Raw genomic sequence first — 23,130 nt, 5'->3', positions numbered from 1 at the left:
TTTTTTGTGATTGATTTCATATCGCGGGAGGCGTATAATTTGTCAATCGATGAAATTATTTATTCAGGAGGTATAATGGCGCGCTCCTACAGTAATTCCAGGATCGGAACATTCAATACATGCCCCAGACAATACAAGTTCCAATATATCGAAAAAGCGGCGGTCGAGAAGCCGGTGAGTGTCGAGGCTTTTCTAGGCGCGGCGGTACATCACTCCCTGGAGAAGCTTTACACAATGAAGATGAACGGGCGGGTGCAGACCCTTGAAGAGCTTCTGGCGAGTTATAATGAATACTGGGAAGGGCCGGACAAGGAGTCAATAAAGGTCACCCGCGAGAACCTGGGAGTCGAGGATTATATAAAAGTCGGCACCGAGGCCCTGACCAAGTACTATGAAAAATATAAGCCATTCGACGACGGCGATACGCTGGCACTGGAGAAAAATATATCGTTCCCGCTTGATCCCGCCGGCCGCTTCAGCATCAGCGGCAAAATCGACAGGATCAGCATTCGCAAAGACGGAGTAGTCGAGATTGTCGATTACAAGACCAAGGCTTTTCTGCCGACCCAGCAGCTTCTCAATGACGATGAGCAGATGGGGCTGTACCAGATGGGAGTAAGATATTTATGGCCCGATTTCGAAAGAATCGAATTGAAACAGATTTTCTTGCGGCAGGGCACCGAGATGAAAACGGTCATGGATGAAGATAAGCTGGAAGAGATAAGATACCGGGTTTTCCAGAAAATCCTTGAAATTGAACTGGCCGTTATCGAAGATAATTTCCCGCCCCGCGAATCGGCCATATGCGACTGGTGTGTTTACTTTGAATTATGTCCGGCCAAGCGACATCGACTGGCGATTGAGGATGAGATCGCGGTTGAATTCGATGCCGAGCAGGGCCGAAGGCTGGCCGAGGAGTATCTGGTCATCAATGACGAAAAAAAGAAGCTTGAATCAAAATTGAAAGCATTGAAGGAAGATATTGTTCGGTATTGCACCAATTATGATGTTTCAAACCTGGCGGCCCCGCGGGGAAGCATAACCATATCGAGCCAGGAAACCCAAGCTTTCCCCGGTAAGACCGATGACGAAGAAGCATATCTCGAGATTTCGATGTACATTAGAAATGCCGGCCTTGATGAGTGTTTCAAGCTTGATCAAAATATTTTGTATAAAGATTTTTATGTCAGAGAAAAATTACCGCACGATCTCGCGGAAAAGCTTTCGAAGTATTTGGTCAAAAAGAGGCGGGACACGATCCGGACATATTACAAGGGCCAATAAAAAAGGCCCGATTTAAGTGAAAATCGGGCCCTGTAATATTAGAAATTATCGAAAAGAGAAATCAACCTTCCTTCTTTTCGACCTTTGCTTTTTCTTCCATTTTTTCTTTTTCGACCTTATCCGCTTTTTTCACCACGAAGGCCGGGACGATACCTTCTGTCGGCGGTTTAACCAATTGAAGATTATTTCCCGGGGGAGTGGTCGTGGTATCCACTGACAGAAGTTTGAATTCGGATTTATCGAGAGCTGACAGGAATATGGTAGCCACTCTGCCTTTTCCCGGTGGAATCGGGGGGACCGAAATGCCGACATCAGCGATTAGTCCAATCGTAACGCACTGAGTAGAAGTATCGACACGCGCATGCTTTACCCGGAATGCTTCCGCGACTCCGCCTTTGAATATGGTGGAATCGGCAACAATGGCTGTTTTCCCGGCATTGAAAACCAGGGGAACAGAAAGCGCAAGAATTTCTTCATCATTGAACATAGATACATTGACAGCCCAATTCTTGGCATCAATCTGATACGGTTCGGCATAAATCGTGTCAATCATGCCGTACTGATCATCCTGTGCCATAAGGGTCGTCGAAAGTACCAGCAACATTATGGCTGCCAGTATCATCCGTTTTGCTAAACTCATTTTTCCTCCATCAATCCAATCCGTAATTATGGTTATTACTTATTGTTTTCGGACATATTGCTAATATTTTTACCATCGTCGAGTGGTATTAGTTCCCTTTTAAGCAGATCGACCAAAGAATCGGCGCGAATGCCATTATTCAGTTTTTCCCGGTAAACGTCAGCCGCGCTGATAAGTGCCCGTCGGCCATGGTCGGTCGATGGAAACCGTTTGTACAATTCCTCGAGGTATCTGGCGGCAAGCTCCCATTTTTCGCGCCTTCGGGCCGATTCGGCCAGGTATGATATGGCGGAGGCTTCCACCACGCTTCCGGAATAACGGCTGGCCATGCTGTTGTAGAACTCATCGGCCCGCTTAAACCATGAGTCAGATAACTCTATGTTGTTCAATTTCTTATAATGCTCTGCAATGGTCAGGTGGGCATCGAAGGCGGGCTCCGTGACGGAATAATTATCTATCAGCCATTTATATTCATTTTCGGCCCTATTCCACTCACCAAGTTTTTCAAATGAAAGGGCGACATACTTTTGCGGGGTTGGATTCTGCCGGTAGAAGTAGTCATATTCGTCGCTGATTTGCGACATCAATGTCCGACACCCCCGGTAATCTTTTTTCTCGAACAGGGCGATTCCCTTTCTCAGCAAAATGACGGGAATAAGGGTAGTGTCGGAAACACGGCTGAGTAAGTCATCAAAAATTCCAATGGCTCGATCATATTGTTTTTTCCCGTTGATAAGAATTCCCGCGGTCATCATGGCCGCCTCGACATCAACCCGGCCGCTGGAATCGGTAAGCTTGCTGAGTTGCTCAATGGCATTATCCCACCGTGCCTCATCATAATAAATCCGGGCCAGATTGCCTATTGCCGCCTTTTCGAGAGCGGAATTGGGCCAATCTGTTATCAAACGATTATAATATTGTTCCGCTATATTGCCCTCAATTGCAGCCAGGGAGTCATTACCTATGACTTGGTAGGTTTTGACGACTTGAAGGGGAAGATTCAGGACCATAGCGATTATTTCATTATTCTCGGTTACAGGCGGATAGAAAGTGTCAAGCAGTGAATGATAGATACTTACCGCGTCGGCCAGATCACCTCTGGACTGGTAGGCCCGAGCTAAATTGAAGCGGGCCGTCAGGAGTTCGACTCCCTCGAGATCGGTAAAATGCAACAACTGGCTGACAACAAAAATCACCGAATCATAGTCTTTTTCGGCAGAATATATCTGGGTCAGTCGATTGGTTGCCATAAAGCCAACCGACTGAAGATTTTTCCGTTCATCGGGGTATTGTTCAACCGGCAGGGAATCAATATTATTCCAGCAATATTCAGTGGTCTTAAAATATGCCTCTTTAAGCTGGTTGTAAATATCAGTATTTTTTATTTCCGGTTTTATACCGGCCTTTTGCCGTAATTTGTCAGCCTGATGATACAATTTCTCAGCACTATAGACAATGTCCTTGCTCTTCTCTCCGGAACAGCCTCCTGAAAGCAGAGCAGCTGCCAGCAGGATTGCAGAAATGATTATCAGGGTCGGGCGTAATTGTGTTTTCAAAGCGGTATCCAATGCGACTGGCTAAAAGTTCAACTTCCCTGTTTATAACCCGGCAAACATTAAAAGATTCCGCTCAAAATATGAAAAAATTGTGGCGTGTCAAGGTCTCGTTAAATAAAAAACCGGAGAATCAACCCCGGTTTTTGAGAGCGAACTTATCAAAAATTACATCACTTTTTTTCTATTGACAATAATTGACGCGCTGATGACGTGTCAATGGCGTATTGGGCGTCACTTCAGTCAAAATCGAAAAAAATATCACATGGATAACCGGGTGACGGTAATTCGCCATTGCCGGATGAATAGTTGACCAAGCTCCAATTATAATCGTGATCAAAAGGGTTGTTTCCAAAATCATAATAACTTGCAGTGCTATAAGTGATTCGAACAATATTTGTAATCAATTGTAGTAAATCAAGTTGCGCCTTATTATGAATATCTTCTTTAGTGATTCGGCCATGATTCCAAAGCAAAAACACCACCAATTTGTTGTTAATTCGTGACCGGCCCATTAATAGAGGAGGTAATAATATGATTAATAGAAGAAGGAAAAGTTTCTTGAGAAGTAATGAAATGGTCAAAATCGGCTCACAGACGGAAAATTTATTTCCATTTGTGGGGTCAGGGGACCACAGGGACAAGAGATTTGTATGGCGGAGTCAGGGAAATGTCGGCAACAGCTTCAGGATTGGCTTGTATCGGTTTCTCCGGGACACGATCCCGGTTTTGAATTCCTGCATATGGACCTGGAGCAGATTGTCATCCGCTCCGGGCGGATATGAGATTATTGATTCGGTATCTAACCAGATGCGCGCGGGCGCGATTGTGTGCCTGGATAATATGTGCCTTCGAGCTTATCCGCACCATTTTCAAAAAACGGCCGGAATCGAGTCATTTATGCCGCTCTTGTTCAATGCTCTTTTTACCGACGGGGCTTTTGCGGGATTTCTATTGATTGCACCCGATATGAGCGGCATCGATCATTTTCAGCCGATTGACCCATCAGACATTACTTTATCCGATCAAATCGGCGAGGGTGTCCTGGTTTATCAGACCGACAAAGGTGAGGTAAGGCTGGATAGTGAAGATTTCTATTATCTTGGCTTAAATTCTGATACCGGCAGCGGACTGGGGCGTTCGATGCTTGGCGCTATCCCGTTCGTGGCTTATATCGAACAGCAGTTAGTGGATGACATGAGGCTGGCGACACATAATGCCGGCTATCACCGGCTGCATGTTCAAATTGCACCACCCGAGAAGATGTCGGGGGAATCGGATGATGCTTACGCCGAGCGCGTCAATGAGTATTTCGACGAAACGGTCTCGATGATTCGGGATTGTCGTCCCGAAGACAATCCGGTTACCTGGGATAATATCAAGATCGACTATGTCGGCCCGCGGAACATGCAGGGTGCAACACATTCCTGGTTTTTGAATCATCGGGCGATGGTCGAGGAGATTTGTGCCGGGACGAATCTCTCGCCGTTCATGCTGGGCTACAGTTACGGGACGACTCATAACTGGGCGCAGTTCAAATATGACCTGGTGATGAGGCAGGTGATTTCGGTCCAGCGCCAGACGGCCAGATTCATGGAATGGATGGGTAATATTGAACTGGCCCTGAAAGGATTTGCCTGCAGGTGCCGGTATCGTTTTGACAACACGATTTCATATCTGGCGTCGGATCGGGCCGATATCGACAAGAGCAGGATCGATAATCTTCTGAGACTATACGCAGCCGGCTTGATCACGAAAGATGATGCCGTTGCCAAAGCAGGTGGTCTGATATAGGTAATCTGTTTCGAAGAAGCGACTGGCGTCGTGCTATGTACGACATCCCTTTTTTTGCCGGGAATTTTCTGGATATTAAGCCGCACCCGGGCCAGATAAAATGGCTTTCCGAAAGCAATCGGAGCGAGAATCTTCTGGTCACCGGCAATCGCTGGGGGAAATCATATGCCGAGGCGATCAAGATAATACATCATGCCCTGTTCAGGGTCAGGGATTTGCGGTATGATCGCTCCGGCAAATACCATGTGGTTACAGCCAGCATCACCCAGGATCAAGCCGGTATAATATTCAAAACGGTTTTGCGAATTCTGGAGACATCCTGTCGCATCAAGGGTTTGATAAAAAAAATGGTGTCGACGCCGTATCCCCGTCTCATAATGGGCAATGGCGCGGTAATCGAGGCGCGTTCAACTCAGCGGCGGGGGGAATACCTGCTCGGGAACGACTATGATTATTTTATTTTCGACGAGATTGCTTTCGATCCGGAAGCCGAATATGTCGTCAATGAGGTGATCAAGATGAGGCTGGCCGACCGGATGGGCAAACTCGACCTGGTGTCGACACCCAACGGTCGGAATTGGTTTTACCGGAAGATGCTGGAATTGAGAGATCGCACAGAAGACGGCTACGTGCAGTTCGGCGATACGCGGGAAAATGAATACATCTCGCATGACTATTTGGATCTTCAGCTAAAATATCTCAGTGACAAGCGGGTGGCTCAAAATATCATGGGGCAGTTCGTCGATTCCGGCGGCGAGATCATTCCGGGCAAATATATCGATGCGGCTTTAATCAATGTGAAGGATGAAACCGTTCCGCTGGCACGGGAAGATCGCGCGGTCAGGTTTATTTCGGGCTGGGATCTGGCGCGAAAGAAGACGGCGACGGTCGGTATTACGATTGGCGTAAAAGACGGTATTGCCGCCGTAGTTTCTCTGACCAGAATAAAAAAGTGGGACTGGAACATTATTCTTGAGAAAATTCGCATGCAGCAAAGACAATTCCCCGGTCAGCTTGTCATAGACGCTACCGGATTGGGAGACGTGGTCGTTTCGCAGTTGCAGGATCTGAATCCGACCTCCTTTATATTTTCGCATAAGTCAAAAGGCGAATTGCTGAGCAATCTGGAGCTGTTTCACAGTATGCAGCGGGTTAAATATCACCGCTGGGAAATGCCTGATGAGAATGGGCGCATCTGGTCGCTGGAAGATGAGCTTCGGGAGGCCAGGTGGGACGATAATAATACTTTTGACGGCGTCATGGCCCTGGCTCTTTCTCTCTGGCCGCTGTACAAGCCGGACAGTCCGATAATAAAGCCGCGATTGGGAATAGTGTAGATAAAATTAACCTGCATCCGATTTACTCGGATGCAGGCCGTATTAAGTGATATCGCGATGCTTACATTTTGATGCCGAATGTAAGCATAAGATCATATATCAAAAGATGATATATGCACGGTTAAATAGAAGAGACGGCACCATAAACGTCACTGAAGGTGACGCACAGTGCGGAAATAAACAGTATGGCCGCCAAGATCCATTTGAACATGCTTCTTTTTTTTGCTCGATAGACAACCATAATAAACCTCAAAAAAAGTAATCCAATTTCCATATACATTCCACGCAACTGTCGTGCCGTCCCGAAAGATTGTTGGGCTCGCGGTAAGTCATTGTCCGGCAATGGCTATTGAAAACACGCGTTATTGGGTGTAGAAATCATGTCTCTTCTATGAAAGCGTTTGCATAAAATAGCGTGAACAATTTCTGCATCAATTTGATGGTAATTTGGTCATCGGGGGGTCTTATGAGGGAGGTTTTATGAAAGAACTTTTGGGTAAATTGACTGCCTCGCTGGTCGAAACGGACCGCGAAATACCGCCGGACCTGATAGATAAGATCAATGGCAATATCAGGCCGCCCGCCAGATTGACCGCGGATGATGTTTACATCAGGGCGATGTATATCGTCTCCGATCAGGTCAACAGCCATGGGGGAAGATTTCCGGCCGACGAACATGCTCGGCTGATAGAGCTGTTGATCGACAGCCCGGTTCTGATCGGGCATCGCAAAGACAGCCTTCCCATTGCCCGGAATTTCCACGCCGAAGCTGTCGTGCGTGACGGCGCCAACTGGGTGAAAGTTTACTTCTATTGGCTGAAGAAGGGCGACAAGGGTGAAGATTTACGGAAAAATATCGATGCCGGGATCTACAAGGAATGCTCCATCAGCTTTATCTTTAATCTTCCAGAGTGTTCGATATGCGGATCGGATATAAGACAGTGCCGGCACCGTCCATTGGAGAATTATGAAACCGACGGCGGACAAACAAAACAGGCCTGTTTCAATTACCGGCAGATATTGAAGGTGCTGGAGACGTCGCTGGTCTATCGCGGATCGGTAAGGGATACTTCTATAACGGACCGGCTGTTTTTCGATGGAGAAAAGGAGGGGATTTCATCTGAAGAGAAGCCGGAGGATTTATTCAGGCCATCTCGGCGGCTCTGGTCGTTCGACCGTCTTGATAAAAATGCCTCTTACCTTATGATGCCCGCCTATGAAGCAATAAGAATGTTTCTGGTCAGGAAAAATGGGAAGGTTCAGCCGCATGGCGCCGACGGAAACGTAATCGAATCGAATATCCTTCGCAAGTTTATTTCAGAACTGAAACTGCCCGGCAATGATTTTGTGGTTGAAGGCCGATTGATCGGCTGCTGCGGAAAAGAAAGACAGACGGTCGATGAGGTCGTTCGATATCTGAACGGAAAAAAATCGGCTGTACGGCGCCTGGATTTGAAGATAATCGATCTGATTGCACAGGGTGGTGAAAATTTCAATGATGCAGCCGGATGCGAGAGGCGAAAGAAGCTTGAGGAACTCTTCCGGGACCAGTCGGAAATGCTGATTCCGACTCTAATTCTGAAAGGTGAAGATATATCTCAGGGCTTTGGACGATGTGCCACCAGGTACGGTGTCGAAATCTTCGAATCAAATTCATCCGACAAATATTTGTTCACCAATCACAGGCGTCTTTCAGCCACGGTCAAGAGCCGGGAGAAAGCGGGTGCCGGTTATCGATATACCTTAGCCTGCATGGCTGATGGAAAGGCGGCGGATATATCCGATGGTGTTTATGCCGGCAGCGAATGGAACGAGGGAAGTATCGTTGAACTGGAAGTTTGTTCTATCAGGACATTGCAGGATAAGGTTGAATTGGCACGGCCACGAATTATGGGTCTTTCCGCCTGCGACGGGCAGCCGGATGATATCGGACTGCTGCTCGACAATATCGCGGTAAGGCAGCAAAGTGACGAATATTCGCTATTCCGGCTCGATAACGATGTCATCCTGATTTTGAATGATAAATCAAAATCAACCGCCTACAAATTTAATCGCTATGATAGTACACTGCTCGATGTGGGACGCTGGTTTTTTGCTGAACGAGTGGAATATCATGATCCACATCCGGAAAAGCTCATTGGTGAAGGTTCGGTAGTTGATCTTGCAGAAGACGGCGATGCCCTCAGATTCTCCATGCAGGGTCCGCTGAATGGAGATTATTTATTAAGGCCGGCCGTGAAGAATGGTAACAGGCAGTTTGTTTTTTATAAAACTAATGCCAATAAGGGTTCTTCAGAACAAGGGGAATAAAAGTGAAAATAACGAAGGAAGATAAGACCATGCTCAAGGAAGCATGCAGGTGCCTGGAGAAAAGCGCCATCGAGCTGATCGATTTCGATAAACTGACGAGTCTGTTGACTCAATTATGGGACGGCGACGCCGGCGGCGAAAATCCCGCCGAGGAATTGCATTTGATAAAAGATGATTACCGAATGCGGATAATGGGAATGCTCAAGGCGCTGGTTGTATGCCATCCGGAGGACGATGATATGCGAATAATTTCTCAACTTTCGGAATCCCTTGAAGGAATCCAGGCCAAAGAACTGATATTGCTGTACCGCCGGACGGCCTCACGTTTTAGGAAAAATTTTCCGGCCAGTTTCAAGTATGCGGGAATGTCATCAAGACGGGCGCCGGCAGGAAACTGGATGGAGCATAAGATTTAACCGAGGGCTGATGCCCGGAGGCAAAGTGGGAATATACCCGTCTCTATAAACTGAAAGAATAAATGTAAAGGAGTGAACATGTCAATAAGAGAACAAAATCTTGAGGCCATTGCACCGGTCCTGGCGACATTTAAAATTGCTCAGACCGGCGGGATCGATGACCTGAAGGACGCCGATATCGGCAAAGCGGTTATGCTGACGGGCAATTATGAAACAGGGCCCTGTACCGACGGCGCCCGGCTGCTCGGCAAACTAATCGCGTTGACCCTGACGGATCGTGACAACGGCGAACGTCTGGCCACGGTACAAATCGGCGGTATCTGTCGGCTGCCGATTGTGGCGACCTACCCGGTGGTCGGCAACAGGGTTGTCGGAGGTGTTGGCGGAACCGTTAAACAGGCTCCGGCTCTGGGAGCCGGCGATCCGGCCGGTGGCAATCTTGCCCGCGGGACGGTCCTGGAGGTGAATGGTACGACCGACTGCACGCTTTATCTTAACTAAAGGAGGGGAAAAGTGGATTTTAATAAATTTCTCAAAACCGAGTTGACGGATCAGGAAAAACTGGACCTGGCCGGGCGGGAACCGAGCGGCCCGATAGATTTCGGCCGTTCTTCGGAAATACGGGTTGACCGGGAGACTTATCTGGAGGCCGAGACCAAAGGAATGACACTCAGCGAGCTCCTGGAAACGGCCGAATATGATCCTTCATTGCCCGGGTCACCGCTTGATGCCTTCGAGCGGCAACTGGCTCTGGCCGGAATCAAACTGGGCGGAAAAAATCCCACGCTGGTCGATCAGTTCTATCAAAAGGCTCCGGCCCTGATGCCGGAATTTATTCTTCGGGAGATTAAAAAGGGTCAGGCGATGCGGCCGGAGCTGGCTTCGCTTCTGGCAAACTCAACGACCATCAGCAATAATCGCTACACGCCGTTTCATGTGGATACTTCGGCGACCGACAAGTTTTCGCTTCGGCCGATCGGCGAGGGGGCCGAAATTCCGCAGATCCATGTGACTGAGCAGACGCATTCGATCAATGTCCCGGAATACGGGTTGGGTTTGAAGGCAAGCTATAAGTCGCTTCGCTACCGGACCACGGCACAGTTCCGGATTCTGCTGTGGTACATCGGTTTCAAACTCCAAACCGATAAAATCGCGTTTGTGATCAATTGCATTCTTAACGGGGACGGGAATGCCAATCCGGCCGCGACCGTCAATGCCGCTGTCTCAGGCTCGCTGACGTACGAGGATCTTATTTCGCTCTGGGCGGAATTTGATCCGTTTGAGATGAATACAATCATCTGTCACATCAGCAAGCTAAAGACAATTCTGACGCTGGATGAATTCAGGGATCCGATGGCCGGTTACCGGTTCCAGGGACAGGGCGAGCTATTCAGCCCGCTGGGTGCGACGCTGATGAGGTGTGACGAGGTCCCGGAAGATCTCATTATCGGATTGGACTCACGTTTCGGGGTCGAGGAGGTTATCACCCAGCCGTTGATGGTGGAGTACGATAAAATCATCGAGCAGCGTTTCGAAGAGGCGGTCATATCGGAATCGGTCGCCTACGCCAAGGTCATCAGGGAAGCATCGATGATTCTTGACACTGTTTTTGAATAGCCGGTTGCGATTATAGAGCAGGCCCGGAAAGTCTTTCCGGGCCTGATGGAAAGGAGTACAATGCAAAATCATCTGGTCAACAGTTCGGCCATAAATGGCGCCGGTCTCAGTCCCGGCAAGAAGGTCTTCAAGGTCCAATCCGGTCAGTTTGCCGGAAGAATCGTTATTCTGATGCAGACCTCGCCGTCCGAGATCAAGTTAACCTATGCCGATTATCCTTATACCACCTGGGTAGCGCCAATCAACATCTTAAATGACTGTGCCGACAACCCTTTTGACGCCGTTATGGATGATGAGAATAATATGTACCTGGCATACACCCTTGCGATCAACAATAATCTGGTATGCCGCAAATTGACTTTTATATATGGACTATGGGCGGTTAGTGATGTCCACACCATTTATGACTCCGACAATAATCTGAATCCGTCAATTGAACTTCAACAGCCGGATAAGCTCTGGGTGTCATGGACGAGGATCTCGTCTGGACAGTACTATATCAATGCCAAGCACTCCATTGACCGGGGGGAAAACTGGGGCAACGGGCCGTCAAGTTATGGATACGAAATCGCATCCGGAGTCTCATCGGCCTGGTCGAAGGTCCAGTCAATGGGATCGTACACATACCTCATTTACACAATCGATGGTACCCGTCTGTCCTGTCGCAGAAAACATATTTTTCTGGAGCTTTGGGAAGATGAGGAGGACATTGCCACCGGCTCCGGATTTGATGATAATTTCGATACGGCAATTTCGGCCGATAATCGGGTCGGTGTTACCTTCGATAGCGGTACCTTGTCTTTCCGCGAATTTGACGGAAGCAAGTGGAGCGGTGTTGCCGTTATTGATGAAAGCGGCGGCGATTTTCCGCAGCTGCGCTATTTCAACAATAATCCCTACGTAGTGTACCTGTCGGAATTTATCGATAATCAACGGAGGGTTCTGTGCTGCCGTCGTCAGGGAAGCAGTTTCACGGAGCCGCTGGAAATGATTGAATCTTCCCGACCATTCGATGAAGCAATCTGCTACAGTTCAACTTTTGCCTCTTACCAGGATCTCACGGCGCAGGCGGCGGATAGTGTTGCCGGTGATATGTTTTATTCAGGAACCTCGACTCTACTTAAGATGCCCGGTGACGCGTTGTACCTGGGAATGCAAAACAGGTTTCACTTCCTGCATATAATTCTGTCGGTTCCCGGAAGCGGGGGCAATATAAGCTGGCAGTACTTTAATGGGCAGGACTGGGCAAGTTTCGAGCCGGAGGGGGGCAGCTTTAACCTTGAAGATATTGAGAAGGATTATATGCTGTGGGATGACATGATCTCAGTACCGAATAACTGGCAGAAAAATAGGCTTAATGACAATTACCTTTTCTGGATCAGAGCTGTCGTCACCTCCGAATTTAACACCGGCCCTGTCGGGACTCATGTAAGTGCTGTCGCGAAGGTCGGGGCCTTTATATTAATGGAGTGCTAAATGTCATACACAAACGCTGATCTGGTCAGAAGGCATATAAGTTTCGATGAGAGCGCCACCGGGCTGCGTCTGGACCACCCTGTGGTTTTTTCCGACCAGGAATGGATCAATCTTCCGGGGCGCAACCTTGTCGAGAACTCAATTGTGGTCAAGGCAATTAAAGACTATTCACCGGTATTCGAAGATGTCATGGTAGTAAACGGCACAGTGACGTTGAGTAACGAACACCTGACGTCCAATTCGGTGACGGTGGCCTCTAACAGCTCCCTGGGTAAGATTTACCGCGAGAACATCGATTACTCGGTTGATTCCACAAACGGTATTATTAAATCGATTGATGGCGGCGCTATCCCGGTCGATGGCCGGGTTGCCGTGTGGTACTATCATTACTCTATATATATCGAAGGGAGCGACTACAGCATTGATTACACGGCGGGCATGATACGACGGCTTGGCGGCGGCAATATTCAGGCCGGTCAAACAGTTCTGGTCGATTATGAACTATCCATGAGCCGAATCGATGATGAATTGATAAATGAGGCGGTTTCCGAGGCTAATGCCATAGTCGAAAAGCAGGTCGATCCGCATCGTCAGTTTGGAGCCGATGCCGCACTTCAGGCGGCGGCGACATATTTTGCCGTCTCGCTGGTCTGCCGGATGGCTGCCGCCGGAGATCTGATTACTGCTGCAAATGGTCACCAGGCGGCATCGGCATGGCTGGTCATTGCAGAAAGCTATCGAAGCGATTACGATAGTCTTCTCAAATCTTTCAGAGCTCAGGCCGGCCGATTAAGCCGACCTGTTCATTCATAAAAGGAGGCGCCATGCAATCCATAAATTTTCTTTTGGGCCGAAGAATGTGGGTAGTGCGCGATGTTGTCATCTGGGGAACGGCTGACGATGCCGAAATGCATTATCTCGCCGTGGAGACCGTTGAAAGTACAAGCCGGTTAATGTTCGGCCGATCGACAATCGGAGGAGCCGCCCAGGATATCCGATTCGAGGAACTCATTGATCACTACGGGAACCCCCTGCCATCGTCGATTGAATCGCCGCGTGTATTGATTCGGCCCAGATCTCCCTATCAGGCGTATCTGGCCGGTGATGAATCGAACACCGGTTTCAGGATCGCGCGCGATCCGGCCGCACCGGGACCTGTCAGTGTCGATTTCTTCATATACGAGACGGGACATGTTTTGAAGGCTTCATAATCTCATGGAAGAAGAGAAGAATCTTACCGACCTTGAGATGCTCGAGGATTTGAAACAGAAGATACATAAGGGATTGAATTACGAATCCGTTAAAATCGGAGATCTTTTAAAGGTGATTGACATGAAAAACAAACTATCGGTTACGGGAAAGGCGGAGAAAAAATTCTGGGATATGATCGATGAACTTCGCCGGGAAACACTGCCCGGCGGCTCGAAGCCGGCAAAGAAAAAACAGAAGAGAACCAAAAAAGAGTCATAATTCATACCAAGTCCGGGAGGGTACTATGCTTGAAGCGCTGTTGATATTATTTGTCGGTCTTGTCACCGGGGCAAGTGCAGGCAGCAGTGGAAATTCCATGTATGCTGTTTATGACGTTGATCGGGGAAGTCATATGACTAATCGCAAAGACCGTTCTTTAACTTTTGTTGTCGGCGATTCGCTGGCCGAAAACTTTCAGCCGACCCTGGGGATTAATGCCTGGGGTAAAGAGTGCTGCTTTATTGTTGATCTGATCCCGACAGGTTTTGGATCAGTCGCCGTGGCTTCGATGAAAACAATAAATAATAATCCCCAAATTGATTGCATTGCCGACAGCGATCTGGCCATTAGCCTGTATTTGCTTGATGACGGCAGTCTGGAATGGGAAATGCGGTTTGACACTGTCCCGAAATCGAATGTCCTGAAATTTGAAATAGACTCGAAAAACCTGACGTTTTACTATCAGGATTCGGCTTTTTTTGATGATTATTTCTCGGTCACCGGCCCGGACTGGGCACAAGGTTCTTATGCGGTATATCACTCCAATCGGCGCCACAACCGGAGATACATAAACGGGTGCGATACTCTCTATGAGAGCTATGCCACCGGTAAGGCCTTTCATATTAAACGGCCGCTTATTTATGACAGCCGGGGCGACTCGGCCCGGTGTTGGATGAATATTGACACGCTGGCCGGCCTTATGACGATTGATATCCCGGAAAGTTTTCTTGAAAATGCCGCATATCCGATCGTCGTCGATCCGACATTCGGCAAGACCTCCGTCGGGGCCTGGGGGCTGACCATTGTCAACTATCGACATAATGTGCTATGGAATGTCGGTCAGGCGGAAACCGGGGAGGGTGAAATTACCGGCGGATATGTTTATTGCGATGTAAACGGTGATATTGAGGGAGTATTGCAGATCAAGGTCCATTCATATACAAAGGGTACTGATCTTGGCAGCTCGACATATCATGCCTCTTCTGCCACCGTTGATATAACCGATACTTCGGCCCACTGGGAAGAGTGTCCCATGGCCGGGCACCTGAATCCGGGAATAACATATATTGCTTCATTCCAGGGCTATAATTCCACTAACAACAAACTTCGAGTACATGCCGATGCGACCGGTTGGGGCGATGTAAAATATTTCGACTTGACCGGCTGGAATGTACCCGACAGTCTGTCCGGATATTTCAGCAAAAATGACGGATTCAGCACCTATATCGAGTATACGGTCGAATCCGGTGGTTCTCAAATGCCGGCCCGAAGGCGGAAAATACTTGGCGGCAGCGAGGTATCCGGCCGTGAAGATAAATATATGGACATATCACTTTACTAATACCGGAGGGGGGAAAATATGCGAAAAGCGATTTTGTTGAGTCTGGCTTTATCAATTGTTTCATTTTGCACGGCATGGAGCTACGGTCTTGTCAGCAACGGGCCATATCGGGACACGCTGGCGATACCTTTTGCACCGCTCGATTCTCTAGGGAATCCGGTTGACCTGATGTCGGGAGATTCCGTATATCTGGCCATTTTTTATCCCGGTGGAGCAATATCCTATCGCGACTCTATGGCGTACAATGATACCCGGATAAAAAGTTGTGACTGGGAGGATTTTGATGGCGGGAAATCATACGTATTTGTCGAGAGGGTTTCGGTGCTGGATGGGGCCAATCCGGTCAACGGGCTTTATTCATATATTTTGATGATCGATGATAACAGCGATGCCGATCTGATAACATCAACCGGCGGTTTTTTCCAGGTAGTAAATTCTCCTTTGGAATACAGCCTTGATTCGGCTGCCTGGGCGCGCCGGGTGGTGGACAGCGTTAACAATGTTCTGGATTCTCTCTCGAAAATAATCGACAGTCTCGAAAGCCAGTCGCAATGGGTGCTGCAGCCTGTTACGGCCGGAAGAAAACTGGCGGTTTCATCCGGCGGATATGCCGCCGTCGATCTGGATAATGTCATCGGAACTCTGGATGCCACGGAAATAGGTATTGCGGCTATTGATGCCAATAAAATACACGATGCGGCGCTGACCGCCTCAAAATTCCAAGGCACCTATTATACTGTTTTGATTGATTCCATGAGTGTTCGGGAGGATTCCTATCCGAGAGTCCACGCCGTCGAAATAGGGGGGACGGCGGCGGATACCGTGGCCAATCGAGTCCTCGAGGACTCGCTGGCTTATCGGGGCCAGATAGGTATTAGCAGCGGACTGTACTCTTATGATGTTATTATTTTAGACAGCATAATAAATCAGGTGATTCCCGGAGTCAATATTGCCATACGCAATTTGGAGCAATCGGCCTTGATAGCTCTTGGAAAATCAGGCAATGACGGTTATGCCGGATTCAATCTGGACGCCGACAGCCTGCTGGCGGTCTGTTTTTCTCCCGGTTATATATTCGACAATTTCGATACACTTGTTATTTCGGGGCCGGGCACTGATACGGTTTACGGATACCGGTTTGATCCCGGTGAGCCGTCGATGCCATCCTTGTGCCGCCTGTATGGTTTTATATATGGTATCAGCGGCAATCCTCAGGCGGGCGCCGAAATAACCGCCTGGCTTCCCGCCGGCGTGACCAGGGCCGGGGCAGGTCTGATTTCGCCATTTAAAGTAAAGACCACTTCGAATGAAAATGGTTATTTCTATCTGGACCTGATCCCCAATAATATGCTGGATCCTGATACCACCCGCTACGAGATAACCGTGTCTCGTACCGACGGGACAATATTTCGGGAGAGAGTAACCGTACCCAATCAGCCAGGCTGGCTGATGACTTGGTAATTAACAAAAGGAGGTATTATGTTTCCGCTGATCACATTCATTCTTGTTTCATTTATTGATTTTATGTTGAACAACATATTGGGCATCGCGGGTGGCATCGGGGCTGTATTCATGGCGTTGGTCGTCTGGCTGACCCGCAAATATCTGGTTCCCTTTCTGGTGGTGGAAAAGCGAAGGCGCTATGCCCGCTATATTTCCTGCATCGCCGATGAGATAACGGACGATCTGGTCAGGAAGTATCCCGATAAAGAATGGGTCGTCTATTTTGATGAGGCCGTCGACAAGGTCATTGAAGTATGCGGCATTGATACCGAAGTGGCCGGCCGAGCCGTTTCGGCCGCACTCTCGCGTAAATAAAAAGGAGCCGCTTCGGCGGCTCCCCTTATAATTTATTCCGAATAAATTTTAATAACAGGGGGCGGCTCCCTGTGCCATGACATACTTTATGACATAGATGACATCATTCAAATCGATATTGCCGTCACAGTTGGCATCGGCCCGTCCCGCGCCCCCGACCGGCGCCTCACCGTCCTTATAAATGTAATCAATCAAGAACAAGGCGTCCGCAATATTGGCTAAACCGTCATTGTCGTAATCGCCCGGCTCATATGAAAAACCGCATCCATAAAGGGACATCGATGTTTTCATGGCGGTTCGACCGGTAACGTCCGAGACTGTCGCGGTAATAAAATACAGGGAGTCCTCAAGCAGGTCGATGGAATTCCAGGCGAAGGTCCAGCCGCCGGCGGATGAGTTGTCGGCGCCTATATATTCACGGGTGACTGTATGATTGTAGCCGTTGACGGTAATGATTATATCAAGATGATGCCAGCTTCCATTGTAATATATTTCGGCGCTGCCGGCGATATCGCGCAAGTACGTATCCACTATGCCGCCCGTAAGGGGATCGGATGCCCTGATTGAATAGCGCCCCTGATTATCGACCAGACCGGAGACACCGGCCGCGACCAGATAAACGCCGGGATCTCCCGATAGCCCGAGAATAAGCACCAGTTCTCTTTCCTGAAAAAGAATTCTATAATCAAGATATTCGGGATCACGGTAAGCATTGAGCCGAAGCTCATTGCCGTGCGTTACGATGTACTGCTGAAGACCATAATAGAACATATCATCGGACGTCCCATTATTTTCATCGGTGAGCATGTTGTCGGCCAGCCGCGCGGCGACGGTATCAATGGTCAGATATTTAGAGCCTTCGCGCATGCAGTAGATATTGCCCTGGTCGAACCAGTATTTTACGGCAATCGCCCCGGCCACGGGGCCGCAATAATGAGGTCCGAAGGGAGTTTGATTAAGCGTCGCAACCGGCATTTCATAAGTCATTTTTGCCGTCTTTTTCTCGAATTTGACCAGGCTGACATTTTCATCGGGGGTAGTAATTTCGAGAATCATTGGAAGGCAGACGGTGTCGGTCGGCAACGGATTGACCAGGGCCGGCATCGGCGGAGTGGGATCTATTGTAACAAGGACCGAATCGGCATCGAATCTTCCCAGCGTATCATAGACAGTGGCCCTTAGCCAGTATATTCCTTCCGACAAACCGGAATAATCCCATGATCTGCTGAAGCCGTCGCCGGGCACAGCCGGATCGATTCCATTTCGGATAGCGGAACTGCCGTCATCGTCACGGCCGATTTCAATCCATGAGCCGGCTTGGGGGCGATATTCGAACTTCATATAATCAATGATACCGCTTCCCGATGCTTCGGCGGCCCATATGTAATATCATCCACGACGATTTCGTTATAGTAAGGCTTAAGAATTGTCACCGATGGCTCCGGTTCCACATCTCCCTGACCACCCGGTGTTCCTGTCGAATAAAGCAGGAGCCGGCCGGGGAATCGCGGGAAAGAGGGAAAGCCGGTATTGTATAAATCCACGAATCCTATTTCGGTATCCCAGATATTATAGGATACGCAGGGTCTCGGGACAACATCGGTTACCGGCGATGCTCCCGATAGAGTGTCGACATAATCTGCAAAATAGAAGCCGGCGAAATACGGCTCATTGACAACCGCCGGAGAATCAAGCGGAAGTCCCAGTTGATACAATCCCGAGCCCGGAACGACCATCATGTACGTCGATGAAATCGACAGCAGGTTCCCCGGAAAGGGGCAACTCGGATTGGTCAGATTCGCCGTTTCGACATCAACCGAAACATAGAGGGTACACAACCTGTCGAACCACAGCACCATATACACTTCCTCGACCGTAAAGGGATATGGCCCATCACAGGACAGTCCGGGATTCTGAAATGATTTGTAGAGCTCGTCCCCCAGCAGCCAGTGAGTTACCTTCATCAAGTCTCCATCAACGTCGTGTCTGACTGTGCATAATTCGGAGGTGGCAAAATTGGGAGCGGTAAAATAGCTTTCGGGGATTGTCTCGGACAGGAAATCTATATGCGCGCCATTCTTAAAATCAAGCCCGTTCGCCGACCAGCACAAAATAAAGAAGGCAAACAGGAATAACACAGCCTTTCGAGCCATAGAGAACTCCTTTTTGCAGAAAAAATTATACTACTCTTGATATCGTGCGTATTTTCATTAACTTAAGACGGCGGATTAAGTAATGCCGCGGTTTTGCGAGTGGAACTGAAAGGGTGTATAAAAATTAAACATTTAGGCCATGGAAACGAATTCAAAAGAATCAAACGGCAAGCCCCCCTGGCTCAAAGTCAGGGCCTGCGGTAACCATAAATATCTCGAAGTACAATCGCTTCTGAAAGAGCATAATCTTCATACTGTCTGTCAGGAGGCCAATTGTCCCAATCGCGGCGAATGTTTTTCTTCGGGGACCGCCACATTTTTGATAATGGGGCCAAACTGCACGCGTAACTGCTCCTTTTGTAATGTCACTCCGGGGCAGGCGGCGCCGATCGAGGACGAAGAACCGGCGCGCGTAGCCCGAACCGTGGAGATTCTGGGTATCAGTCATGCCGTTATTACTTCAGTCACCAGGGATGATCTCCCCGATGGGGGCGCCGGTCAATTTGCGAAAGTTATCAGGGCCATACGCGAGTTGAAACGAGATATCTCCATTGAAGTCCTTACGCCTGATTTCAAGGGAATTTTCGATCAGGTCGGCATTGTCCTTGATGCCGGCCCGGACATTTTCAATCATAATGTCGAAACCGTTCCCCGGCTCTACCGGACTGTCCGCCCGGGAGCCGTTTATAGAAGGTCGCTCGAAGTTTTAAGATATGCCGCTGATGATGCTCGGGCGGCGGTCAAATCGGGTCTTATGGTCGGCTTGGGTGAAACGGAGGCGGAACTTCTAGAGGTGTTTGCCGACCTTCATACAGCCGGAGTCGCCTTTCTTACGATCGGTCAATATCTGTCTCCGTCAAAAAAACATCACCCCGTTATAAGGTACTATCATCCGTCCGAATTTGAAGCCCTGGCCTCAAAGGCCCGCGAAACAGGCATAAAATCGGTTTTTTCGGGGCCGCTGGTGCGTTCTTCCTACCATGCCGGCGAGCAATATCGTCAACAGTAGGTTTTCTCCCACATAAAGAACAATTTTAATACATTTGGTAGAATCACTATGTCCGGCCCCGGAATTTATTCCGATATGGAGATATATGTTGCTACGGGATATTTGCCTTAATTTTAAGGAACGTCGGGGATGAATAAAGATACCAAAAATATCGTTGTAATTGATGACGAAAAGTATGTTTGCAATATTATAATGGAAGCTCTCAGCGAATTTGACAGCTTCCGTGTGCACAAATTTACCGACCCCCAGAAAGCCATCAACTTCATTTCTGAAAAAGGTATTGACCTGGTTCTGACCGATCTTGTCATGGGAGATTATTCCGGCGTTCAGATTCTTGAAAAGACCCTTCAGAATCATCCGGATGCCGTCGTCATTCTGATGACCGGCTACCCGACCGTAAAGACAGCCATATCGGTTCTCAAGAAGGGTGGATATGATTACCTGATAAAACCGTTCAAATTGGAAGATCTGAAATCGACAATCAAACGCGGTCTGGAACATCAGCGCGTCAAACGTGAGAACGTCGAATTGCGGAGTCAGCTCGAATTGATGAAGATAAGCGAGACCTTTACGCATGGGGTCGGACTGGATGAGCTTCTTGACCAGATTGTAAACTCGGCGGTGCAGGCACTGGCCGCAACGGCGGCCTCCCTGATTCTGCTGGACCGCAAGGCAAACAAGTACCGGCTGCGCTGCCTGTCATATACCGATGCCGATACCCAAATTGATGATTTCCTGAGGGGAAACGGTCTGAACGGCGCGCTGACTCTTGGGCTGAACAGACCGCAAACTTTCAATGATGAAATCGATAAAGAGGAAAAGACATTCAAACGATCATTTGTGGTATATCCCCTTGTTTCCAAAGGGTTGAATATCGGTTACCTCAACCTCGTGTGCCTGAATAGTTTCAATTATATCACTCCGGGTCAGGAGCATATGCTTTCACTCTTGACATCGACCGCGGCCTCGGCTGTCGAAAGTAATTTTATGGATCGTAACCTGCGCAAATCATACCTGCTGACAATAAAGGCCCTGGCCAATGCGGTTGAAGCCCGCGACATCTACACCGCCGGACATACCTCACGCGTTTACCGGGTGGCCAAAGTCATCGCCCGCAAGCTTGGCTGGAATAATGAAAAAATGCTGGAGCTGCGCTATGGAAGCATCCTGCACGATATCGGGAAAATCGGTGTCCCCGATGCCATTCTCAATAAACCCGGCAGATTAACAGCGGATGAAATGGCCACGATGCAAAAACATCCCGAGATGGGGGCCAGAATTTTGCGCGGTATACCCTTTCTTGAGCCGGTCATTCCGTACGTCCTTACCCATCATGAACGGTATGATGGAAAGGGGTACCCTCAGGGGCTCGAAGGAAAAAATATTCCCGTCGAAGGACGGCTGCTGGCGGTCGTGGATACCTTTGATGCCATCATGTCCGACCGGCCTTATCGTCCGGGCGCTGATGCCCCGAAGGCACTGGATGAATTGATCAAATTCAAGGGTCTTCAATTTGACCCGGATATTGTGGATGCATTTTTGGAGGCCTATTCCGAAGGTTTGATTGACTGCCTGACCGTATATGGGACCGACGGCAAAGTCAATCAGGATACATTCATTACGAGAACGGCACCGGTACAAAGCTGATCACAAATATAACAATCGCAATATATCCAAGAAGACGGGTCGAACGGGGTACTTTCATCGAGTCATTCACCGTCGGCGGGTGTTTAATACCGAATAAGAACACCAGAACTCCGAAAAACCACCATCCCGGCCACCAGAATCCCAGGGCCACCATCATGGCGAAAAAGAGCCTGCTGAGTCTATGTTGCGTCCTTCCAAAGAGTCCGTAAACAATATGTCCCCCATCTAACTGTCCGAGCGGCAACAGGTTGAGCATTGTGACCAGGAGCCCCACCCAGCCCGCAATAATTACCGGAGATAACTTGATGGCATAGCCGTCGGGAAGCGGGCCGATTATCAGCCACCCCAATAATTTGATCAGCATCGATTCTCCAAGGCTCCAGCCTTCGGTGGTTATCTCAAGAAGCTGGGCATTGGCAAACCCGATGGATATGACGATTACGGCAATAATGAATCCGGCCAGCGGTCCGGCGGCGCCGACCTCAATCAGGTCACGGCGGTTGGTGATTGGAGACCGGGATTTTATTACGGCTCCGAATGTTCCGGCAATATTGGGTGCAGGGAGAAAATACGGCAGGGACATAAAAACCCCCCGCCGCTTTCCGGCCAGATAATGTCCGAATTCATGAAAGAGCAGAATCGTGATCAAGGCAATTGTAAATTCGATACCTTCCCGGAAGGCTTCCGGCTGCCCAAGGTACTCAAGGATCGCTTTAGGATTGAGGAGGACATCGACGTCCAGGCGCCACATCAACGGTGCCAGGAACATTGTTATCAGCGTCCCCAGGAAAAGGAGGATGTTGATCCATGGTATCCTGAGAGATTCATCTCTTCTGACAACGATCAGAAGGCCGGCGGCATCCTCGTTGACATCAGCGATAAAACCGGAGGGGTGAAGGCGGCTGTGCATTTTGGCGACGGCGCTTTCCCTGTCGGCGTACGGCCGGGCACGGAATATCAATCGATCGTTATGATTATAGATCGCCGATATTTCGAATAAGTCGGCCAGTTGATAATAAATTGATTTCGATATCAGTTCAGGATCCTTCAACTTCATCTCCAATGCATTTGCCTTCCGGCATATGCCATTCTCTTCAAGTATTAAACATCAATAAATTAAAAAGGTTCATTTTGTCAATGGGTTATTGGATCGGCCGACTGAGGGCAAAAAAAGAAGCAAGGTCTTTCGACCTTGCTTCCATAATACCAGGCGGTTTCTTCATCAATAACCGGACAGTGTCCAATCACCCATGATGCACGGCCC

At 48.8% G+C, this 23,130-nt stretch carries 21 protein-coding genes; 16 read left to right on the top strand and 5 right to left on the bottom strand.

The window, feature by feature from the left end; all coding sequences use genetic code 11:
- The first annotated feature begins 6 nt into the window (after window positions 1-6).
- Entirely contained in the window at window positions 7-1,284 is a 1,278-nt protein-coding gene (locus CVT49_08465) for a hypothetical protein (protein ID PKK83443.1), read from the top strand.
- A gap of 61 nt (window positions 1,285-1,345) precedes the next feature.
- Here the strand turns inward: CVT49_08465 and CVT49_08460 are convergent, their stop codons facing one another.
- Both CVT49_08460 and CVT49_08455 read right to left on the bottom strand, forming a co-directional pair.
- On the bottom strand, window positions 1,346-1,906 hold the full coding sequence (locus CVT49_08460) for a hypothetical protein (protein ID PKK83442.1): 561 nt from the start codon (window positions 1,904-1,906) through the stop codon (window positions 1,346-1,348).
- A 53-nt stretch (window positions 1,907-1,959) separates the two neighbouring features.
- A complete protein-coding gene (locus CVT49_08455; protein ID PKK83441.1) occupies window positions 1,960-3,492 on the bottom strand; it encodes a hypothetical protein in 1,533 nt (510 codons plus the stop codon).
- Window positions 3,493-4,053: 561 nt separating this feature from the next.
- Here CVT49_08455 and CVT49_08450 point away from each other — a divergent pair.
- From CVT49_08450 to CVT49_08390, 13 genes are all read left to right on the top strand, one after another.
- The gene (locus CVT49_08450; GenBank protein ID PKK83440.1) at window positions 4,054-5,271 is read left to right on the top strand and encodes a hypothetical protein; all 1,218 of its coding nucleotides are present in this window, start codon (window positions 4,054-4,056) and stop codon (window positions 5,269-5,271) included.
- A gap of 35 nt (window positions 5,272-5,306) precedes the next feature.
- The gene (locus tag CVT49_08445) at window positions 5,307-6,608 is read left to right on the top strand and encodes a hypothetical protein (GenBank protein ID PKK83439.1); all 1,302 of its coding nucleotides are present in this window, start codon (window positions 5,307-5,309) and stop codon (window positions 6,606-6,608) included.
- 480 nt (window positions 6,609-7,088) lie between these two features.
- On the top strand, window positions 7,089-8,918 hold the full coding sequence (locus tag CVT49_08440; GenBank protein PKK83438.1) for a hypothetical protein: 1,830 nt from the start codon (window positions 7,089-7,091) through the stop codon (window positions 8,916-8,918).
- Window positions 8,919-8,920: 2 nt separating this feature from the next.
- A complete protein-coding gene (locus tag CVT49_08435) occupies window positions 8,921-9,334 on the top strand; it encodes a hypothetical protein (GenBank protein ID PKK83437.1) in 414 nt (137 codons plus the stop codon).
- Window positions 9,335-9,412: 78 nt separating this feature from the next.
- Window positions 9,413-9,835, top strand: coding sequence for a hypothetical protein (locus CVT49_08430; GenBank protein ID PKK83436.1), 423 nt, complete (start codon window positions 9,413-9,415; stop codon window positions 9,833-9,835).
- A 12-nt stretch (window positions 9,836-9,847) separates the two neighbouring features.
- Window positions 9,848-10,951 (top strand): hypothetical protein, encoded by a 1,104-nt coding sequence (locus tag CVT49_08425; protein ID PKK83435.1) that lies wholly within the window; start codon window positions 9,848-9,850, stop codon window positions 10,949-10,951.
- A 60-nt stretch (window positions 10,952-11,011) separates the two neighbouring features.
- Window positions 11,012-12,427, top strand: a complete 1,416-nt coding sequence (locus tag CVT49_08420) for a hypothetical protein (protein PKK83434.1) — start codon at window positions 11,012-11,014, stop codon at window positions 12,425-12,427.
- Window positions 12,428-13,240 (top strand): hypothetical protein, encoded by an 813-nt coding sequence (locus tag CVT49_08415; protein PKK83433.1) that lies wholly within the window; start codon window positions 12,428-12,430, stop codon window positions 13,238-13,240. It begins immediately after the preceding gene.
- 11 nt (window positions 13,241-13,251) lie between these two features.
- Entirely contained in the window at window positions 13,252-13,638 is a 387-nt protein-coding gene (locus CVT49_08410) for a hypothetical protein (GenBank protein PKK83432.1), read from the top strand.
- A gap of 4 nt (window positions 13,639-13,642) precedes the next feature.
- Window positions 13,643-13,897: a hypothetical protein gene (locus CVT49_08405; protein ID PKK83431.1), complete on the top strand. Its 255-nt coding sequence runs from the start codon at window positions 13,643-13,645 to the stop codon at window positions 13,895-13,897.
- A gap of 25 nt (window positions 13,898-13,922) precedes the next feature.
- Complete coding sequence (locus tag CVT49_08400; protein PKK83430.1) at window positions 13,923-15,239, top strand: hypothetical protein; 1,317 nt, start codon at window positions 13,923-13,925, stop codon at window positions 15,237-15,239.
- 18 nt (window positions 15,240-15,257) lie between these two features.
- Window positions 15,258-16,700: a hypothetical protein gene (locus CVT49_08395; protein ID PKK83429.1), complete on the top strand. Its 1,443-nt coding sequence runs from the start codon at window positions 15,258-15,260 to the stop codon at window positions 16,698-16,700.
- Window positions 16,701-16,718: 18 nt separating this feature from the next.
- Window positions 16,719-17,057 carry a hypothetical protein gene (locus CVT49_08390; protein PKK83428.1) on the top strand — a complete coding sequence of 113 codons (339 nt, stop codon included), beginning with the start codon at window positions 16,719-16,721 and terminating at the stop codon, window positions 17,055-17,057.
- Between the two features lie 48 nt (window positions 17,058-17,105).
- Here the strand turns inward: CVT49_08390 and CVT49_08385 are convergent, their stop codons facing one another.
- Together CVT49_08385 and CVT49_08380 are read right to left on the bottom strand one after the other, a co-directional pair.
- Window positions 17,106-18,398, bottom strand: a complete 1,293-nt coding sequence (locus CVT49_08385; GenBank protein ID PKK83427.1) for a hypothetical protein — start codon at window positions 18,396-18,398, stop codon at window positions 17,106-17,108.
- On the bottom strand, window positions 18,395-19,210 hold the full coding sequence (locus CVT49_08380; GenBank protein ID PKK83426.1) for a hypothetical protein: 816 nt from the start codon (window positions 19,208-19,210) through the stop codon (window positions 18,395-18,397). Before CVT49_08380 ends, CVT49_08385 begins: the two co-directional genes overlap by 4 nt.
- A gap of 139 nt (window positions 19,211-19,349) precedes the next feature.
- Between CVT49_08380 and lipA the strand changes: the two genes are divergently transcribed.
- Window positions 19,350-20,219, top strand: a complete 870-nt coding sequence (gene lipA / locus CVT49_08375; GenBank protein ID PKK83425.1) for a lipoyl synthase — start codon at window positions 19,350-19,352, stop codon at window positions 20,217-20,219.
- A 129-nt stretch (window positions 20,220-20,348) separates the two neighbouring features.
- Entirely contained in the window at window positions 20,349-21,866 is a 1,518-nt protein-coding gene (locus CVT49_08370; protein ID PKK83424.1) for a hypothetical protein, read from the top strand.
- Here the strand turns inward: CVT49_08370 and CVT49_08365 are convergent.
- Window positions 21,838-22,923, bottom strand: a complete 1,086-nt coding sequence (locus CVT49_08365) for a hypothetical protein (protein ID PKK83423.1) — start codon at window positions 22,921-22,923, stop codon at window positions 21,838-21,840. The genes CVT49_08370 and CVT49_08365 overlap by 29 nt on opposite strands.
- Between the last annotated feature and the right edge of the window lie 207 nt (window positions 22,924-23,130).

Source organism: candidate division Zixibacteria bacterium HGW-Zixibacteria-1 (assembly GCA_002838945.1).
GTDB lineage: Bacteria > Zixibacteria > MSB-5A5 > GN15 > PGXB01 > PGXB01.
Note: the sequence above shows the minus strand (reverse complement) of the source record. Positions and strands in the feature narration are given on the sequence as shown.